Raw genomic sequence first — 19315 nt, forward strand, 5'->3', positions numbered from 1 at the left:
AGCCCATTTATGGCTGGATCAGAGGTATTTATACCTCTCCTTTGGCACAACGGCATTTCTGCCGTTGTTTCCCTGCCATCTGCCGCGCGGCGCTTAACGCCTATCGACGCCTCCTGCCCCTCATTAATAGGAGGTCCGATCTATCCCTCATCACAAACAGGGGAAGCCAATTCCCCAGGCTTCCCCTGTTTGTCTGGCTCCCCCTATTCTTCTCTTACTAACTTCCCTTCTCTCCTAAATGCCAGCTTATGCCTCAGCCTGCAGCCGGAAGCACCCGCTTACAAAGTCCCGCTGAATCTCCGGCAGCGGCAATCCTGCCTGTATCAAGCGGTCGCCTCCATAGATTTCGCCGCTGTCCGCAATCCGGTAGTCCAGCTCCGGATTCAGTCCGCTCAGCAGCAGCGTCCGGCGCGGCGGGTGCGGCATAGCCAGCACGCGGAAGTAGTAGACCAGGGCTTCGCGCTGGTCGTCCGAAACGAACATCCAGGCTGTATCATTGCCTTCGAAGGGACTTTGCAGCCGATACAGGTTGCCCTGCTGCACCAGGCTGCGGATTTCCTTATAATTGGCCACCTGCGCCTTGGCCAGCTCCTTCTCTTCCGGGGTAAACTTCGTCAAGTCAAGCTCATAGCCAAAATTGCCGGACATAGCGACATCTCCCCGGAAGGACAGCGGTGTGATCCGCCCCACCTGATGGTTAGGCACTGCAGATACATGTGCCCCCATGGAGCTTACCGGATAGACCAGGCTGGTGCCATACTGGATTTTCAAGCGCTCTACCGCATCGGTATCATCGCTGGTCCAGGTCTGCGGCATATAGTAGAGCATGCCGGGATCGAAACGTCCGCCGCCGCTGCAGCAGCTCTCGAACAGAATATGCGGGAACGCCGAGGTTAGACGTTCGAGCAGTTCGTACAGCCCCAAGACATAGCGGTGTGCCGTTTCGCCTTGGCGTTCTGCCGGGAGTTGCGCCGAGCCAATTTCCGTCAGACAGCGGTTCATGTCCCATTTGATGTAAGCCACCGGAACGGTAGAGAAGATACGGCTGAGTGAATCATAAATATACTGCCGCACCTCCTCCCTGGTGTAGTCCAACACCAGCTGCCAGCGGGCTTCACTGCGGCGCCGGCCAGGAACATGCAGACACCAGTCGGGATGGCTGCGGTATAGGTCGCTGTCCGGGGAGATCATCTCCGGCTCAACCCAGAGGCCGAATTTCAGCCCATGGCCATTGACCCGGGCCGCAAGATCGGATAAACCGCCCGGCAGCTTGCGCAAATCCTCGGTCCAGTCCCCCAGCGAGGAATTGTCGGCGTCCCGTTTGCCGAACCAGCCGTCATCCAGCACGAACAACTCGATGCCGAGCTTCGCGCCTTCTGCAGCAATCGCCTCCAGCTTGTCGGTATTGAAATCGAAATACGTAGCTTCCCAGTTATTCACCAGAATGGGCCGTTCCTTGTCCCTGTACTGCCCTCTGCTGAGCCGAGTACGGTACAGGCGGTGGTAGATTCTTGACATTTCACCGAGACCCTGTCCCGAATAGACCATTACCGCTTCAGGCGTCTGGAAGCTTTCCCCCGGCTCCAGCCGCCAGGAGAAGTCAAAGGAATTCAGCCCGATTGCAAGCCGGGTTGTGCCAAAGGAATCAACCTCCGCCTCGGCTTCGAAGCCCCCGCTGTAGACCAGGGAGAAGCCGTACACCTCGCCCTGATGCTCATCTGTACCGTGCTTCGCCAGCGCGGCAAAAGGGTTGTGCTGATGGCTGCTCATTCCCCGGCGGCTCTGGATCGTAGTGCCGCCCTGCTCCAGCCGTCTGCGGGTGAGCTGGCTTTCCCGCGACCAGGCACCGGACAGGTAGATCATATCCAGGTTGGCTGCGGGCAGATCAACAGAGGCACTCAGCGCCCGCAGCAATTGCAGCGGTGCTTGACCGCCGTTTACAAACTCTACAGAACGGGCAATGACATCCCATTCCTTATACACGGTATAACGCAGGACAACATCCAGCTTGGCATAATCATCGCGGAGAATCAGCTCCAGGGTATCCGCTTCTTCTGCCGACTCCACATACACCGCAGGCAATCCGGCAAGCGGTGGTTTACCCGCCACAGCCTTATAGCCTGTGTAACGCAGCTCAGTAATACGTGTTCCGTCTTCCAGCTTCGCCTGATAGGCAGGAACGCGAAAATCCCCCGTCCCGTACTGCGGGTATTCCTGAGGCAAGCGGTCTAGTGAGCCATTGTTCACCAGTTGGAGCAAGCCGTCCAGATTGCTGCCGTGGCGCAGCTTTTTGCCCCAATAGACATGCGCCGGATAGCCGTTCACCAGCCCGATGATATAGCTCATGCCTTTACTTTGAAGGTGGAATATTCCCTTGTCCTCCTGTACCCAAATCGCCATGGACTCATTCCTTCTCTCCTGAAAGTTGTGCGGACTTACTAGGTTTGCCTTCACTGTATTTCATACGGTTTCCTGCAGCAGCGGATATTAGTTACAGCAGGCTCTCATCTATATAATCCGCCATTGTGTAAATCCCAAGGCCCTTCGGGGCAGCCGGAGTGAAGTCCTGCTCCCCGCTGCCGCTCAGGAAGAATTCCACGGTCTTCGATTCGCCCGGAAGCAGGTCGAAGAAATTGTCGGAGAAGATGCCTTCCTCATCTGCTGTCAAATACACGCCTCTGGCAAGCACATCGGTTGTGACTATGAAGCTCAGTCCACCGCTGCCCGGAACCTCTTCGATCTTAACTGCCGGCCGGGCCCATTGAATTTCTTTGCCTGGAACAAAGTAATGATGCTTGTGGTCAAGCTGCTGTCCGCCCGCCAGCAAAGTTGCAGCCAGCAGCACACGGTGAGGCTCGCGGCCCGCCAGCAATGCCGTAAGCTTCTCTGTAAACACAACGCCCGCCGAGTCAGGGGCAAGGGTCACCGGCTGCAGCCATTCCTGCAGCACAGCTCCGCCGAAGTCCTGCAGCCGGACCCGCAGTTCGCCTTCCAGCCCCTCCTGCCGGTCAGATACAGCGTGAATCCGGAGATTCTCCCCGTCGGAACCGTCGATGGAGAGGAGCAGATCCTGATAGCTTTTGCGTACCGTGTATTGCAGCGCCTTCCAGCGCCCGTAATAATCCATGCCCGCCCAGGAGGCAACCGGCCAGCAGTCATTCATCTGCCAGTACAGCGTGCCCATGCAGTAAGGCTTGTTTCTCCGGTGGCTTTCAATGGCGGTCCGCACGGCCTCCGCTTGAAGAATCTGGCTCATATACAGGAAGCTCTTGAAATCCTTTGGCCGGGGCAGATAGATATCCATGTATTCCTTAACTAGCAGATTGCCGCGTCCGTTCTTCTGATGAGCGAGCATTACTTCCGATTCCAGCTCCATATCGCGTTCTTCAGCATAGCTGAGCACCGATTTCAGCTCGGGGAAAGACTGGAAGCCGTATTCGCTCATGAAGCGGCCAACCTTGACATTGTAGTTCTCAAAAGGCTCGCTCCCATGCCATACGCCCCAATAGTGCACATCCCCTTCACCGGCCATCCGTGTAGCATGCTGGTTCAAGTCATGAGTCAGATCCCGCATCGGAGAAGATGCCCAGTAATCCACATCCGGGTGGCAGGAGGCCACGGCTTCAGGCAAGATATGGTGGAACACCGCCTCATAATCCCTCCACAGCTTCTCGCGGATCTCCTGGCTGAACTTTTCCTTCCAGCCCCAGCCCATGTTGTCCTCATAGTGCGACCAGGCCGAATCCATCTCATTATTACCGCACCACAAAGCAATGCACGGATGGTTGCGCAATCTCCGGACGTTATAGACAGCCTCCTCACGCACATTCTCCAGGAACGGCTCATCTCCCGGGTACATGCTGCAGGCGAACATGAAATCCTGCCAGACCAGCAGACCATACTCATCGCACAGCCGGTAAAATGTCTCCTCTTCATAGATCCCGCCGCCCCACACCCGCAGCATGTTCATATTGGAAGCGACAGCCGAAGCGATCTCATGACGGTAACGCTCCTCAGTAACCTCAGTAGAAAAACTGTCGTTCGGAATGTGATTGGAGCCCTTGGCGAATACACGCACACCATTCAGCTCAAAATAAAAGGAAGCGCCCCGGTCATCCGGCTCCCGGACCAGCTTGATCTCCCGCAGCCCGGTGGTAACTTCAGCTTGCGCTGCGGCCTCCCCTGCCTTCAGCAGTTCTGCACGAAAAGCAGTCAGCTCAGGTTTACCGAGGCCGTTGCACCACCAGAGACGGGGCTGATCCAGAACGATGTCCAGTTCCAGCCTCTGCTTGCCCTGTTGGAGCGAAGCGGATTTCGTCCATTCCCGGCCGCCGCAGCTGATCCGCAGCAGACCGTTCCATGCCGATGGAGCATCCACCTCCACGAGTGCAGTGAGCCGGGCTTCTTGTTGATTCACCGCATTCTGGCGGATATACAAATCAATAATAGCAACCTGATCTCTGCCTTCCAGAACAGCTTCGCGCCAGATACCGCTGGTCAGAAATCTTGGGCCCCAGTCCCAGCCGTAATGATAAGGAGCTTTACGGGCGAATACGCTGATCTGCTGTTCCCCGAGTCCGCCCAGCGCGGATTGGTCATTGGGCGCCGGGAGCGCATAGCCAAGCTGTTCCAGCTTCGGCAGATCCTCATGTACTACAGAACGGAACCGCACGCGGATCTCATTCTCACCAGCCCGCAGCAGTTCCTTGACATCTACGGTCCAGGCCCGGAACATATTATCCGCTGCGAGTGCGTGCACATCATTCACGTATACATCTGCATAAGTGTCTAGTCCTTTGAAAACCAGTTCAGCAACAGCACGCTGCTGCCACTCCTCGTGGAGCTGCAGAACCGTCCGGTACTCCCAGTCCTTCTTGTCGATCCATTGCAGTTCATGCTCGTTTTTTCCATAAAAAGGGGGATGGATCAGTTCATTGCGGAGCAGATCGGTATGCACCGTTCCCGGCACAGCTGCCGGAAGCCACTGTTCATCCCCGCAGGCTCTAAATTGCCAGTTGTCCAATTTCAGTTGTAGTTTCATGGAACCTCCTATAAGTTGTGTCAGCATACGCTTTCATGAATCGCTTTCAACCCTATTGTATTTTGTTATCCAATTGTTATCAACATGCTAATTATATTCTTTTAAAAAGAACAAATAAAGACAATAAATAATAATTCAAACCATTTATCGATCGGTAATTTCCCGCTATAATTACTAATGTAAACGCTAACAACAAACGAAAAGGGGAAAACGCAATGAATAAAAAGTTATTTTCGTTAGGTTTTGTTATGATTACATCCCTATCTTTAGCCCTGACCGGCTGTGGCTCCGGCAACAACAATAATAATGCCTCCACAGCCACTGACGAGCCTGCAGCATCTGCTAAGCCAGATAACAGCGGCGGAAATGCGGCAGCAACCACCGAACCGGCAGCGGCAGGCGGAGCAGACATCAGCGGCAAAATCACGTTCCTCACCAACAGAACCGACATGATCGGCAAAGAGTATGACGAATATGTAAAGCGCTTTAATGAGAAATATCCGAACATCAAGGTGGAATTCGAAGCCTCCCAAACCGACTACAACCAGCAAGCCAAGGTCAGAATGGCCAGCGGAGAGCTTCCGGATGTGATGTTCATTCCAACCATTCCGAACTCCGATCTGCCAAAATATTTTGCTTCCCTGGACGATCTCGGCTTGAACGACCAAATTACCTTTAAAGATTTCAAATCCTATGAAGGCAAGCTCTACGGCATTACAACGGGCAACTCCACCTCCGGTATCGTATACAACAAAAAAGCATTCGCCGATGCCGGCATTACCGAAGTGCCCAAGACCTGGGACGAATTCCTTGCCGCCAGTGAAAAGCTGAAAGCCAAAGGAATCATTCCGCTCGCTTCCAACTTCAAAGACAAGTGGCCGCTGAATAACTGGGTCTACGATATGCCGCGCATTATTGAAGGCAAAGCGGATTTCCCGAACGACAAGCTGAATTCCGATACGCCTTTCACAATGGATAATGGATATGGCAAGGCGCTTAGCCTGCTGAGAGAACTGAATGAAAAGGGCTATCTGGAAAAAGATATCAACTCCACCAACTGGGAACAATCGAAAAAGGACATCGCTTCCGGCAAGTTCGCCATGTATTTCCTGGGCAACTGGGTAATCAATCAAGTAATTGACGCAGGCACCACTTCTGATAATGTAGGCTTTTTCCCGCTTCCTTATGACAACTCAGGCAAACCAGCCGCTGCCCTCAGCCCTGACTTCTTCTATGCCGTGTCCAAGGACAGCAAAAATATCGACGCAGCCAAAGCCTTCGTGAAATGGATGATCGAAGAATCCGGATATGAAGATTTTGCCGGATTTATTTCACCGTTGAAAGGCAAGGAATCCAAGCTGCCCCAGCTGAAGGAATTCCAGTCAACCGGTGTGCAAATGCAGGAAGGAACTCCTGATGACGCCAAAGTTACTGAAATCAGCAACAAAGCGCAGATTGATATCCCGGCTATCGCCCAAGAATTCGTGCTTGCCAAAGATCCGCAGAAGGTGCTGGATAAATGGAACAAAGCCTGGGCCAATGCCAAAAAAGACCTCGGCTATTAAGATCTTAAGCTCACGTTGTAACGGCTAAGCCTCCATAACCACGGCGCAAAATGGATTATCGCCTTTACGGATAATCCATTTTGCCTTCAATCACAGAGTGCTCTCAAGGAAAGAAGGTCAAGCGATGTTCGGAACGTTATCCTATAACAAACAAAAAATGATTATTATCATATCCTTTCTGCTCATTCCGCTTCTGCTGCTGGCAACATTTACGTATTATCCGGCTCTCAAGCTCATCTACTACAGCTTCACGAACTGGGACGGCTACAGCCCCGAGAAGCCCTGGGTAGGCCTGGACAATTACCGCGAGGTGTTCAGCAATCCCGATATATTCAAGGTATTTGTCCATAACTTTGCTTATTTCGTCATGGGGGTTGTCCAGAACATCGTGGCTATCTATTTCGCTGTGGTGCTGAACAGCAAGCTGCGGGGCCGCAACGGATTCCGGATTATGCTGTTTCTGCCCTACATTATGAACGGGGTAGCAGTTGCATTTATGTTCGGTTATGTTTTTGATACCACCAACGGTTCGTTGAATCTGTTCCTCAACAATATTGGACTTACGTCTCTGGCCCAGACCAGCTGGCTTGGGACCGAAGGCCTCGTCAACTATTCACTGGCCTCCACCGGCTTCTGGCGGTTCATGGGCTACAATATGGTCATCTACATCGCCTCCCTGCAGGCTATTCCGCGTGATATTTATGAAGCGGCCAAGATCGACGGTGCCGGCTCTTTTCAGACCCTGTGGAGAGTGACTCTGCCGAATATGAAGGCAGTTATTCAATTGAATCTCTTCCTGACCGTTACCGGTGCGCTGGAAGTCTTCGACCTTCCGTTCGTGCTCACCAAAGGCGGCCCGGCCGGCGCGAGCCAGACTTACGTTCAGCGCGTAGTAGAAACTGCATTCGCCTATAATAATTACGGCCTGGCTTCAGCGATGAGTATTATCCTGCTCTTCTTTGTCGTCATTGTACTGCTGCTGCAGCAGCTCGTTCTTAGCCGGGGAGGAGACAAATAACCATGGCCCACACCAAATTCCGTTTTGTTGATTTTATCAAATACTTCTCGCTTCTGATCGGAGTGTTCGTTGTCCTCTTTCCTCCATATGTAGTTGTGGTCAATGCCTTCAAATCTACGGATGAGTTCAACTCCAGCAGTTCGATGGCACTGCCCAAAAGCTTCCTGAACTTCGACAACTTTGTCGCTGTCTTTCAGCGCGGGGGGCTGCTCAGCGGATTCGGCAATGTCCTCGTCATCATCATAATTACATTGACCCTGAACATTCTGTTTGGGACAATGGTTGCATACGTGCTTGGCCGCTTCTCTTTTAAAATGAAGCCTGTTGTATTCGGAGCTTACCTGGTCGCTACCATCATTCCCAGCATCACTACACAGGTTGCTACCTTCGGCATCATTAAGAATATGGGACTTTACAATACGCTCGGTGCCCCTATTGTTCTCTACATCGGTGCAGACGTGATCCAGATTATTCTGTATCTGCAGTTTATCCGCAACATTCCTGTGGATCTGGATGAAAGTGCCATGGTTGAGGGCGCTTCCCTGTTCAAAATCTACCGCTCGATCATCTTCCCGCTCCTGACCCCGGCGACAGCTACGCTGGTGATTCTGAAGACGATCAGCATTTACAACGACATGTACATCCCATACCTTTATATGCCCAAACAGAGCCTTGGCGTGGTCACCACCATTCTGATGCGCTTCCAAGGGGTCAACTCGGGCGAATGGAATCTGATCTGCGCTGCGATCCTGCTGATTCTGCTGCCGACAGTGGTTCTGTACTTTTTCCTGCAGCGTTATATTTTTGAAGGTGTAACCAGCGGGGCGGTTAAATAAGGGGGATGTCGGAGAGGAATAACAACGTGGTGTCAACGATCCTGAGGATTTTTCGCAAAATGTGGTTGTTCCTGGCTAACCTGCCGATGGAGCGGAAGCTGATTGTCGTGTTTGTATTTCTGATTTCTATGCCCATCACCTATGTCAGCTATCTGTCCTCCCGCTCCATGTTCAACTCCGTTCTGGTGAATGCCACTGAGCGGGCGGGTCAGATGACCTCCAACGCTTCGGATACCATTGACCGCTATGTGGCCGACCTGAAACGGTATACTTCCCTGCCGCTGTATAATACCGATGTGCAGCTTTATCTGACCCAGAAGAACACCGATTGGGAAAAAAATACCGGGATGTCGATGTTCCTCAGCTATCTGAAACACATGAAAAGCGAAATACTGGCGGTATATATGGCGGACCAGTATGATTCTGTTTTTTACGATACGGCTGTGGGCATTAATGAGATTTTTCCGGCAGAACGGCTGTCTACATGGAAAAGCCTCAGCGAAGCCGGAGGAACAGCCCCTGTCATTCAGGGCAGACACAGCATCCGGGTCAATTCATCCGCACAGCGGGAAGTATTCAGTGTTCTGCGCACCATTAATTCTGTAAGCACTTTGAAAAAAATCGGGATTCTCGTCTTCGATGTCGACATCAGCCTGTTCAAGGGGATTTTGGACCCGGTAAATGCCGTGACCCAGGGCAATACACTGGTGGTAGACGATCAGGGGAATCTCATGTACGCCGGCGAGGACAAAGAGGGGGAGACCCCGGAGGAACAGGCGCTCACCAGACAGCTGCTGCTGGATAAAGTGAAGCTGGATCAGGGGCATTTTCAGATCAGGCTGGATGGGGTATCCTATCTGGCTGTATATACTGTATCGAAGCAGACCGGCTGGACAACCCTGGTCACGATTCCGCTCTCCAGCATCCTCTCCCCGATGGAGAAAAACCGCAACACACTGATTCTGACGACGCTCGTCATTATTGCGTTTGCCCTGTTCGTCGCCACCATTATCTCTCACGCGCTGACTAAGCCCCTGAAATCAATGGTCCGGCTGATGAAGCAGGTTCAGCACGGCAATCTGGACGTCTGGCTGCACCCCAAATACAACGATGAAATCGGCATGCTTGGCAGCCACTTCAACCGGATGATTATCCGGGTCAAGGATTTGCTGCAGGAAGTCTCCCTAACGGAGAAAAGAAAACAGAAAGCCGATATGCGGGCACTGCAAAACCAGATTAACCCGCATTTCATTTATAACACGCTGGAATCCATCCGCATGCTGGCAGAGAGCAGCGAGGACCCCCGTGTAGCCAAGCTGACCTATCTTCTGGGATTACAGATGCGCTACGGCATTGTCCGCAGTGAAGAGATGGTCACGATCCGCCATGAGCTGGACCATGTGCGGAATTATCTGCATCTGCTCCAGATCCGTTTCCCGGACAAATTTATGCTGAATATTGCCGTGCCGGAGGCTTTTCTCCCGCTTCCCGTCATTAAGCTGGTTCTTCAGCCGATTGTCGAGAACGCGGTCTTCCACGGTCTGGAACCGAAGGAGGGTCCCGGAACACTGAGCATCAGCGGCTGGGAAGAGGACGGCAAAGCGGTATTTTGCATAGAAGATGACGGTGTGGGTATGGATGATAACACCCTGCGTGCCCTGAACGGCAGCCTGAGGAACGGAGCAGACGGCGAGATGTTTGGCATCGGGCTGCGGAATGTGAATGAACGGATTCGCCTGCATTACGGGCCTTCGTTCGGACTTAGCGTGAGCAGCGAGATTGGAAAGGGCACCCGTGTCACCCTGCGGATTGAAGACCTCTCCGGCCATCTCCGGGAGGAATAAAATGAGTTGTCTAAAGGAGGATATCCGGATTGCTGCGTATAGTGATTGTAGATGATGAGATTCTGATTCGCGAAGGCCTGGCCCGGATGATCAGCAAGGAGAGCCGGAGCTTTCTTGTCACCGGAACGTATGCCGACGGCAAGCAGCTGCTGGACGCCCTGCCCTCCCTTCAGATTGATGTGGTCATTACAGATATCCGGATGCCGCATGTCGACGGCCTGGAGCTGATTAAGCAGCTCAAAGCCGGACATCCCCATATCAGCACCCTGCTGATGAGCGGTTTCGTAGAATTTAATTATGCCCGGGAAGCGATCCGCAGCTCCGCAGTGGACTATTTATTGAAGCCAATCAACAAAGAGCAGCTTTTTGAAGTGCTCTACCGCCTGGACGAAGAACGGAAGAAGCTGCGGGAAAAGGAAGAACGCCACCGTTCCGGACTGCTTCTCTCGCTGCTGCATGTCGAGCAGCCGTCTGCAGTCCTGCTAAGCAGCCTTATTTTGCCCCAGCCTTTCTTCTCCGTGTTCGTGCTCAAGGGAAGCTCCCGGGATACCGTCTGCGCCTGCTCAGACAGTCTGCGGCAAGAGAAGGAATTATTGATGGACTCTCTGGAAATACGCAAGGGGCTGTACGTATGGATTTGGTATTCTGCTGAGCCCTTAACCGCTGCGGAATTGAATAGTATCGGCGGGCATATCCGCGAGGCAAGCGGCGGACAACGCCTCCATGCCGGGGTCAGCGGCTCCAGCAGTGATCCGTCCAGGCTTAGAGCGTCCTACCTGGAAGCCAAACGTGCCTGTGACGCGGGGATTTACAATTCGCAGCGGGTGCATTATATTACTGCTGAAGAGCTTGCAGCTGCAGATCTGTGCCTGAGCGATCCTTTCCCGGCACTGCGTGAGCCGCTGATTCATGATCTGCAGATTCTGAATGTGCCGGGGGTGCTGGAACATATCCATTCCTTGTTCTCCGTGCTTGAATCGCAGCGGGCTTGTCCTGAACACATTCTGCGGGCTTGCCGCGAGGTTGAGGACACAGCCCGTAAGGAGCTTCAGGAATTCGCAGCGGTGTACCGCGTGAACGGGGAGCCTCCGCTGGAGGAAGAGATCGGGTCCAGCATGAGCTTCAGAGAGATCGAGCAGGCCTTCATCTCCACCTTTTCAGCCGCACTGGGCGGCATCCGCGCCCACCGCCTGGAGCTGTCCGGAACCGCTGTCGAAACCGTGAAGCGCTGGGTATCGGCCAACTACAACCAGCATGCCGATCTGAATATGCTGGCAGGCATGGTGTTTTTGACGCCAAGCTATCTGAGCAAGCTGTTCAAGCAGGAGACCGGGCTGACCCTGACCGATTATGTGATTGAGATTCGCATCCGTAAGGCCAAGCAGCTGCTGAAAAATGCTCCGGATCTGAAAATCCATGAGGTCGGGGCTGAGGTCGGCTACCCCGATCCCGCTTATTTCAACAAGCTGTTCAAAAAAGTTGTCGGTGTCACCCCGAACGAATATAAACGCATTTCACTTGTGTAAGGAGATTGATCTCTTGCAGCCATGGTTACACCTATCGGATGAGCAGCACGGAATCCAGGTTTACGATACGACAGAATTATATGGCGAGACAGGCAGATTCCGTGTGCTGCAGTTCTCCGGGGACGCCATTCAGGGCGCCCTTGATCTGGACCACCCCCGGCGGGTGGTCTTTGAATACCCGCGGGCGATGATCCATTTAATGGAGGCAGGCGGGCCTTTTTTCGAGGATATATTTGTTATCGGGCACGGAATCGGGACGATCGCCGGTTACTTCGCCGAGAAGCGGTTTAAGATTGCCGAGGTGAGTGCGGAGGTTGTGGAGCTGAGCAGGCAGCATTTTGGGTACAGCCGGGATAATGTCATCGTCGGGGACGGGCGCCTCATTCTTGAGGGTGAGCCGGAACACCGCTATGACTACATCCTGCTGGATGCCTTCACCGCTGACGGCACGCCCCGGCATCTGATCTCCAGCGGCTTCTTCGCCCTGGCCCGTTCCAGACTGAACAGCCGCGGCTCCATCATCATGAACCTGATGGGCCGCAGCGAAAAGGACCGGCTGATGGGTGCCATCCACACGACAGTAGGCGAGTATTTTGAATACACTAAGGCTTTTGCCATCCCCTCCGAGGGCACGGCCGATATCCGCAACATCATCATCATGGGCAGCGCCCAGCCGATCCGTTACCAAGCCCGGCAGATGGCCGGATTTGTGGAAATCACGCTGGGGCAGGGTCATGTGATCCGGGATTAAGGCAACCCGAACTCCTGAACAACGGCTAAGCCGTATGTTTTTCATTTTTCCGCCCTGTTTGTTCCGGACTCCAGCGCGCTTAGCATCTTCAGACAATGGATGGAGCGCAAACCCGCTTAGTGTCAGCTCCACCATCCCCGCCCCCTCTTCACCCATCATATCCTTCTTGTACCACACTGTGCCGGAGCTGCCATACTCAAAAAAATCCTCCGCAAGCAGCAGCGAGAGCTGATGTGGTGATGTGCGCACCTCCGTAGTCAGCAGCTTCTCCTCCAGCCCGCAGATATGCTCACTCAGTGAAGCTTCATCCATTATGGTTCCTCTCCTTCCACCAGATTCCCCATTCATGCGTTTTTTTTGCTAAAATAGAATAGTCGGCGCATTTTAAGGCAATCCTAGCGCCAGTCACTGAAACGGAGGCATTACCTGTGGATTATATTATTCTGGACATCGAATTCAACGGCCGCAAATTTGCCAGTGAACACCCTATGGAGGTCATTGAGATTGGAGCCGTCCGGTTAGATGCTTCACTGCAATATAAGGATGAATTCTCGGCTTTGATCAGACCCATATACTTCTCCACCCTCAATTCATTCATTAAGAAAAAAACCGGCATCCCCCAAGAGGATATCGACGTGGCCGACCGGTTCCCCAAGGTGATTACCGCCTTCCGGGCCTGGCTGGATCAGAGCGTGGACGGCGTGCTGCTCCTGACTTGGGGCGGCGAGGATATGAAACGGATCATTCAGGATGTGCGCATGCATAAAATGGACGATGCCTACTGGCTCGCCGCCACCTATTTCGATCTGCTCAAAGGCGTGCTGCGCGCCCGCGGCCTCAGCAACGATATCAGCGTAGAAGGAGCGATGGCCCTGTTCGGGCTGGAGCCGTCCGGCTCCGCGCACCGCGCGCTGGACGATGCCAAGATGACTGCGGATATTTTCCGCGCCGTCTTCCCCGATCTTGACTTCGGGCGTTCCCAGCACTATGTGGACACCTTCTCCAATGCCAGAGAACGCAAAACCGTGAAGATCGCAATCAAAGCCATGAAGGCGCAAAAGATCGTTCCCACCTGGGAGCTGGTGGCCGAACACTATTTTCCGGGAGAAGACGCTTTAGCTGATCCCCGGAAGCTGGCGGAACTCCAAGCCTATTTTGCGGCACAGCTCGGTAAGAAATAACACAGCTCCATACCTGTAACTGGACAGCGGCAGTTTCCTTAGTGGGCATACTAGGGAGAGTGCCGCTGTCTGTTTCCAATCTAAGAATTCGTATGCGTCACCCTGTAAACCGGTTCTGCCCGCTGTAAATTAATGTTTGACATTGCCGTTACGTAAAGGTGTACAGTGATTTTGTAAGCAGCTGCTTGCAACTTGCGTTGAGGAGAGGCTATCCATGAACACACGCTGAAAAAGAGACGGAGGCTGAACAAGACTATGGAGTATACCGTGCAGAAGCTGGGGGCACTTGCGGGAGTCAGCACGCGAACCCTGCGGTATTACGATGAGATTGGCATTCTGAGGCCGGCCAGAATCAACTCCTCGGGATACCGTATCTATGGGCAGGCCGAGGTGGACCGGCTGCAGCAGATTCTCTTTTACCGGGAGCTGGGCTTAAGCCTTGAAGGGATTAAGGAGCTTGTCACCGCACCGTCCTTTGACGGAGCCCGGGCCCTGCGCGAGCACCATGAGAAGCTGCTTCAGCGGAAACAACAATTGGAGATGCTGATCTTGAACGTCGAAAAAACACTGGCCCAAACCGAAGGGAGAATAACGATGAGCAATGAAGAGAAATTTGCAGGCTTTAAGCAAAAGCTGATTGACGATAATGAGCAGAAATACGGGCAGGAAATCCGCCAGAAATATGGCGACGAGGCCGTGGAGAAATCCAACCGCAAGCTGAAAAATATGACGGAAGAGCAGTATGCCGCCATTCAGCAGGTTGAGGCAGAGATGTTCAGCGTGCTGGAGCAGGCGATGGAGGATGGCGATCCGGCAAGTGTGCTGGCCCAAAAAGCCGCCGACCTGCACCGCCAGTGGCTGACCTTCTACTGGGATACCTACTCTCAAGAAGCGCATGCTGGAGTGGCGCAAATGTATGTCGATGACGAGCGGTTCACCGCCTACTACGATAAAACCCGTCCGGGCACAGCTAAGTTTTTGAGAGACGCCGTGCATGTATACACTGAAGCTTCGAAGGAATAGGCTTATTCCTGGACTGGTCCAAATTAGGGCTGTTCCCATAAGTGAATGATTCTGCGAAGCAGCGATTCTCTGACACTAGAGAATCGCTGCTTTGTGCTTGTGCTTAACTGCTGCGTAGCTTAATTAGGGGGTACAGAAATCGGAACTTCCTCCATTCCTTTGTAATACTCAATCTTTGTGGCAATCTTCTCCAGGCTCCCGCTGAGCTTCCGCATCTGCTCTTCCACCCTGCTCTGGTGAGCTTCCAGCATCAGCCGCCGCTCATGGACGGTAGATGGCCCCTGGCTGCGCAGATCGGAATAGCGTTTCATTTCCCGGATCGGAATATTCAGCTCCCGCAGAACGACAAGGAATTGTACCCAAGACACATCCGCCTCCGAATAAGCTCGGTAACCCTGTGCATTCCGCGCCACGCCCTCCAGCATACCTACCTTCTCGTAATACCGCAGCGTATGCGAAGACAGACCCGTCTGACGGGACATTTCCTGAATGGTTAGTAAGTTATCCATGCTGAAATCATATCACACCCAATTACGGCTTGCATTAGAGCGCGCTCTAAACTGTAATCTGGTCATAGGGTACAAAATTCATTTTCAATGGAGGTTTTCTTATGACTACAGAACGTTATGAACGCGGTTGGGAAAAGTTGATGGAGGTGGATGGCTCCGGCGGGGCAAAGGTGATTGAGTCGCTGCAGGATATCTCTCCCGATTTGGGCCAATTTGTGATTGAATTTGCTTTTGGCGACATTTATTCCCGCGAAGGGCTGGACTTAAAGCAGCGCCAACTCATCACCATTTCCTCGCTTACCACGCTTGGCGGCTGCGAACCTCAGCTCACCGTGCATATCAATGCTGCACTTAACGTGGGACTATCCCCCAAAGAGATTGTCGAAGCGATCCTGCACTGCACGCCTTACGCCGGTTTTCCGCGGGTGCTCAACGCCACCTTTGCAGCCAAGGAGGTTTTTAAAGAACGGGGGCTGACGGTACACCCCAATATTGATCCTCAGGAGGCATAGCCGGGAATCTGATGCCTGTCGCATGTATCTCACCATTGAAAAAGGAGCTGCCTCTTAGGTCAAGGCAGCTCCTTTCTTATATGCCGGGGTAAATTGAACAGTTTTATTGCGTACTGGTCGTGACTAGTCCAAATCCTCATCCGTATACAGCACTTTTGCCGTGTAGGCATCGATCCCTACTTCTGTCGTAACCTTGCCGTTTCTGACTTCTACCTCATACACCAGGCTTCCTTTATTCCGGTCCAGGTCGATCTCCACAACCTTTCCCTTCACTGCTGCAGATGCAGCCTCTCCCGCCCGGGCTGCACTGATCACCGCTTTGTCCTCCGCTGTGGCTGCAGGCTGAGTATCATCATCGTCCTCATCGTCCGCTTCCTCGCGCACGCTTATAATACTGCCTGTATACGCATCGACCCGGACATCAATCTCCTTGTTTTGCTGCTGGATATCAACCTCATAATAAGCACCGCTGGGCTTTTTCTCCAGATCAATGCTCTCCACCCGGCCCGGTGCTGCCTTCAGCGCGGCCTGTTCTGCCTTGCTAATGCCGATCAGTGTCTTGCTTGTGCCCGCCGAAGCGGAATTCCCGGCAGAAGCCGCCTGGACCTCACTGATACTGTATGCTCCTCCGAGTAGAATAGCCGCTGCGGCTATACTGCTCCATAACTTCTTTTTCATGATTGTCGCCTCCTGTTTCTCATTCTGACCTGCTCATGTCTTTACTATAATGAGCTTGTATGAGAAGAAGGGGACAGGAAGATTAGAATTTGATGAGAAATGGCTTAAGAGTTATCCTCGTCCTGATTTTCCCAGGTGACAGACATAATGCTTCCCGAAATGGCGTCTACCTGGACTACGGCCTCGCGCTTGTCGGGGGTATTGATCTCCACCAGATAAAAAGCACCCGATTCATTGATTCCGGTATCTACGTCATCCAGTTCTCCCGGCACCTCCTGCAGAGCCAGTTGGGCCGCCTCTTTCTCCGACACCACCCGCTGCGGGGCCGCCGAAGGCGGTTGCGATGCTGCAGCAGCTGTCGGCGGCACCGAAGATGGCTGCGGCGTGGGCGGGACAGGCGGGGCAGCGGCTGCCTCCAGCTGTACGATAGAGATAACCTCCCCTGTGGCCCCATCCAGCTTCAGCTCGTATCTGCCTTGAGCCGTTTCGAGTTCCGCTACATACTTCCCGGAATGCAGGCTGAGGCTCAATATATTTCCTGCATATTCGTCCAGTACATGCTGCTTCGCCTCTTCTGACGTGAGCAGTTGTGGTGATTCCGGTGTAAAGATCCTAAATCCACAAGACAATATAAGCACAACCGCAGCAATCACCCACAAGACTCTGGGCAGCAGCTTAGGGTTCACCGGCTGCTTATTCCTCATGATTGTTCCCCCTTCATCGCCGCAACCCGGATCACAACCGAAGTGCCGACGCCTTGGGTACTCTCCATAGACAGCCTGGCCCCGATGGCTCCGGCAATTTCTGCAGCGAGCGACAATCCAAGTCCTGCCCCACCGTCCTGGCGGCTTCTGGCCTCGTCCACTCTATAGAAACGGTCGAATATTCTGGGCAGCTCCGCCTCGGGAATACCAATCCCCCGGTCCGTAATCCGGATAATAGACTCCGGCCCAGAGGATTCCAGGGCAATATTGATTTCTTGATCACTATACTTGCGGGCATTATCCAAAAAAATGAACAAGAGCTGTCTCAGCTTGGCCTCGTCGCTGTATCCGAGAACCCGGCCTTTCACCGTCACCGCTACTTCCCTGCCGTAGGCATTCTTGAAGGCCTTGGCTGAGGACAGGGCCAGCTGCTCCAGATCAACCATGCTCATGGACAAGTTCCACTCTTCGTGATGTTTCGCCAGGAGCAGCAGCTGTTCGGTCAGTTCCTTCATCCGAATGGCTTCGGAATGAATCGCTTCTACCGATTCATTGAACAATTCGGGATGATCCAATCCCCGCCGCTTAAGCAGGCTGGCATAGCTTTCGATCACCGTCAGGGGTGTGCGCAGCTCATGGGAAGCGTCCGATACGAATTTTTCCTGCTTAACAGCATTGCTCTCCAGCAAAGCGATCATTTCGTTGAATGTATGCCCCATTTCGACCAGTTCATCCTTCGATGTGTCATCCAGCTTCAGCCTGGTGAATTTGCCGCTGTGTTTGACTTCCCGCATAGTGGCAGTCATTTGGACAATGGGACGCATAATCAGACCGGACAGCACTCTGCTGGAGAGCAGGAGCGGCAGCATGGCAAAGAGGGTTACGCCCGCTAGCACTAGCCTCAGAACCCGAAGCGTGCTCATCGTGCTCTCCAGACTTTTGAACATTTGGACATTCATTACGCTCCCGTCGATCCAGATGACCGGAACGGTCACAAAAGCATAGGAACGCCCCCCTGCCTTAATAACTCCACTATGTTTGTCCTTATAAAACTCCGGATCGAGCCGGCTGATATCCCCTTCAGCCGCTGAAGTCACCGGAGCAGGCCCGCTTCCGTCCGGTCTCAGCAGCCGCAGCATCCCCTCTATCGGGACATAAGCGCGGAGCAGCTCCGGTGCAGAAATCGCGCGGCCTGCCCTCCGCAGATCGGCGGCTGTCTTCACCGTCTCCGCATCAGCCTGATCCAGCTGGTTATCTATCGACATCCGGCTGAACATAAAGTAGATGACCAGGTTCATGATTACCAGAAGTACGGCAAACAGCACGCTGGAATAGAGATAAATTTTGCTGCGCAGCTTCATGGGGATTCCTTCAGCACATAACCGATGCCACGGACCGTATGAATCAGCTCATTGCTGTTGTCCTGGGCGATTTTTTTGCGGACATAGCGGATGTAGACATCGACAACATTGGTATCTCCATAATAATCGTACCCCCAGACTGCTGTCATGATCTGCTCCCTGTTCAGCACCTGGCGTTTATTTTTCAGCAAAAACACCAGCAGATCGAACTCTCTCGGGGTAAGTTCAATTCTCCTGCCCGCCCGCATGACCTCACGCGTGATTTCGTTCAGCTCAAGGTCATCCGCCTTGAGGCTTTCACTTTCCTCCGTTTTCCGGTTGGCCGCCAGCCTCAGCGCAGCACGTACCCGTGCCAGCAGCTCTTCTATCTGAAAGGGCTTGGTGATATAGTCGTTTGCGCCAAGATCCAGCCCCGACACCTTGTCTTCCACAGAGCTTTTTGCGGTCAGCAAAAGAACAGGAGTCTCGGCATCATTACTCCGGATACGCCGCAGCAGCTCTATTCCGCTGAAGCCGGGAAGCATCACATCAAGCAGCAGAAGATCGGGCTGCTTCGTCTGATACAATTCAAGCGCCTGATGGCCGTTCCCGGCAATCGACACCAGATAACCTTCGCACTCCAGCTCAATTTGCAGCAACCGGGCGATTTTCTCTTCATCCTCTACAACCAGAATCATTTCCGGCATATGTGATCCCTCCCTTCAACCCTATTCCCGGTTAAGCCGATTCGTCTGCAGCGAATCCGTCAAGCCCGAAGCCCCTCCAC

16 protein-coding genes are annotated in these 19315 nt (G+C 53.3%); 9 read left to right on the top strand and 7 right to left on the bottom strand.

Features of this window, described 5'->3' with window-relative positions; translation table 11 throughout:
* Positions 1–246: 246 nt before the first annotated feature.
* Together BLQ82_RS30690 and BLQ82_RS30695 are read right to left on the bottom strand one after the other, a co-directional pair.
* Positions 247–2400, bottom strand: a complete 2154-nt coding sequence (locus tag BLQ82_RS30690) for an alpha-galactosidase (protein ID WP_062520791.1) — start codon at positions 2398–2400, stop codon at positions 247–249.
* Between the two features lie 91 nt (positions 2401–2491).
* Positions 2492–5041, bottom strand: a complete 2550-nt coding sequence (locus BLQ82_RS30695; protein ID WP_062520790.1) for a beta-mannosidase — start codon at positions 5039–5041, stop codon at positions 2492–2494.
* A gap of 215 nt (positions 5042–5256) precedes the next feature.
* Between BLQ82_RS30695 and BLQ82_RS30700 the strand changes: the two genes are divergently transcribed.
* From BLQ82_RS30700 to BLQ82_RS30735, 8 genes are all read left to right on the top strand, one after another.
* The gene (locus tag BLQ82_RS30700) at positions 5257–6606 is read left to right on the top strand and encodes an ABC transporter substrate-binding protein (RefSeq protein WP_062520788.1); all 1350 of its coding nucleotides are present in this window, start codon (positions 5257–5259) and stop codon (positions 6604–6606) included.
* A gap of 124 nt (positions 6607–6730) precedes the next feature.
* On the top strand, positions 6731–7624 hold the full coding sequence (locus BLQ82_RS30705; RefSeq protein ID WP_062520786.1) for a carbohydrate ABC transporter permease: 894 nt from the start codon (positions 6731–6733) through the stop codon (positions 7622–7624).
* Positions 7625–7626: 2 nt separating this feature from the next.
* Positions 7627–8460, top strand: a complete 834-nt coding sequence (locus BLQ82_RS30710; RefSeq protein WP_062520784.1) for a carbohydrate ABC transporter permease — start codon at positions 7627–7629, stop codon at positions 8458–8460.
* Between the two features lie 5 nt (positions 8461–8465).
* Positions 8466–10304 carry a sensor histidine kinase gene (locus BLQ82_RS30715; protein WP_244281074.1) on the top strand — a complete coding sequence of 613 codons (1839 nt, stop codon included), beginning with the start codon at positions 8466–8468 and terminating at the stop codon, positions 10302–10304.
* A gap of 29 nt (positions 10305–10333) precedes the next feature.
* A complete protein-coding gene (locus tag BLQ82_RS30720; RefSeq protein ID WP_062520782.1) occupies positions 10334–11830 on the top strand; it encodes a response regulator in 1497 nt (498 codons plus the stop codon).
* Positions 11831–11843: 13 nt separating this feature from the next.
* Entirely contained in the window at positions 11844–12581 is a 738-nt protein-coding gene (locus BLQ82_RS30725; protein WP_062520780.1) for a spermidine synthase, read from the top strand.
* A 428-nt stretch (positions 12582–13009) separates the two neighbouring features.
* Complete coding sequence (locus tag BLQ82_RS30730; RefSeq protein ID WP_062520779.1) at positions 13010–13762, top strand: 3'-5' exonuclease; 753 nt, start codon at positions 13010–13012, stop codon at positions 13760–13762.
* A 255-nt stretch (positions 13763–14017) separates the two neighbouring features.
* Complete coding sequence (locus BLQ82_RS30735) at positions 14018–14785, top strand: MerR family transcriptional regulator (protein ID WP_062520777.1); 768 nt, start codon at positions 14018–14020, stop codon at positions 14783–14785.
* Between the two features lie 119 nt (positions 14786–14904).
* On the opposite strand, the gene BLQ82_RS30740 is transcribed toward BLQ82_RS30735, so the two are convergent.
* Positions 14905–15294 (bottom strand): MerR family transcriptional regulator, encoded by a 390-nt coding sequence (locus BLQ82_RS30740; RefSeq protein WP_062520775.1) that lies wholly within the window; start codon positions 15292–15294, stop codon positions 14905–14907.
* Positions 15295–15395: 101 nt separating this feature from the next.
* Here BLQ82_RS30740 and BLQ82_RS30745 point away from each other — a divergent pair, with 101 nt between their 5' ends.
* Positions 15396–15806 (top strand): carboxymuconolactone decarboxylase family protein, encoded by a 411-nt coding sequence (locus BLQ82_RS30745; protein WP_062520773.1) that lies wholly within the window; start codon positions 15396–15398, stop codon positions 15804–15806.
* A gap of 123 nt (positions 15807–15929) precedes the next feature.
* Here BLQ82_RS30745 and BLQ82_RS30750 read toward each other — a convergent pair whose 3' ends face one another.
* From BLQ82_RS30750 to BLQ82_RS30765, 4 genes are all read right to left on the bottom strand, one after another.
* Positions 15930–16484, bottom strand: a complete 555-nt coding sequence (locus BLQ82_RS30750; protein ID WP_062520772.1) for a PepSY domain-containing protein — start codon at positions 16482–16484, stop codon at positions 15930–15932.
* A 104-nt stretch (positions 16485–16588) separates the two neighbouring features.
* A complete protein-coding gene (locus tag BLQ82_RS30755; RefSeq protein WP_062520770.1) occupies positions 16589–17188 on the bottom strand; it encodes a PepSY domain-containing protein in 600 nt (199 codons plus the stop codon).
* A complete protein-coding gene (locus BLQ82_RS30760) occupies positions 17185–18549 on the bottom strand; it encodes a sensor histidine kinase (RefSeq protein WP_062520768.1) in 1365 nt (454 codons plus the stop codon). Before BLQ82_RS30760 ends, BLQ82_RS30755 begins: the two co-directional genes overlap by 4 nt.
* Positions 18546–19235 carry a response regulator transcription factor gene (locus BLQ82_RS30765; RefSeq protein ID WP_062520766.1) on the bottom strand — a complete coding sequence of 230 codons (690 nt, stop codon included), beginning with the start codon at positions 19233–19235 and terminating at the stop codon, positions 18546–18548. Before BLQ82_RS30765 ends, BLQ82_RS30760 begins: the two co-directional genes overlap by 4 nt.
* Positions 19236–19315 lie beyond the last annotated feature (80 nt).

This window comes from Paenibacillus jilunlii, from assembly GCF_900102965.1.
Classification (GTDB): Bacteria; Bacillota; Bacilli; order Paenibacillales; family Paenibacillaceae; genus Paenibacillus_AQ; species Paenibacillus_AQ jilunlii.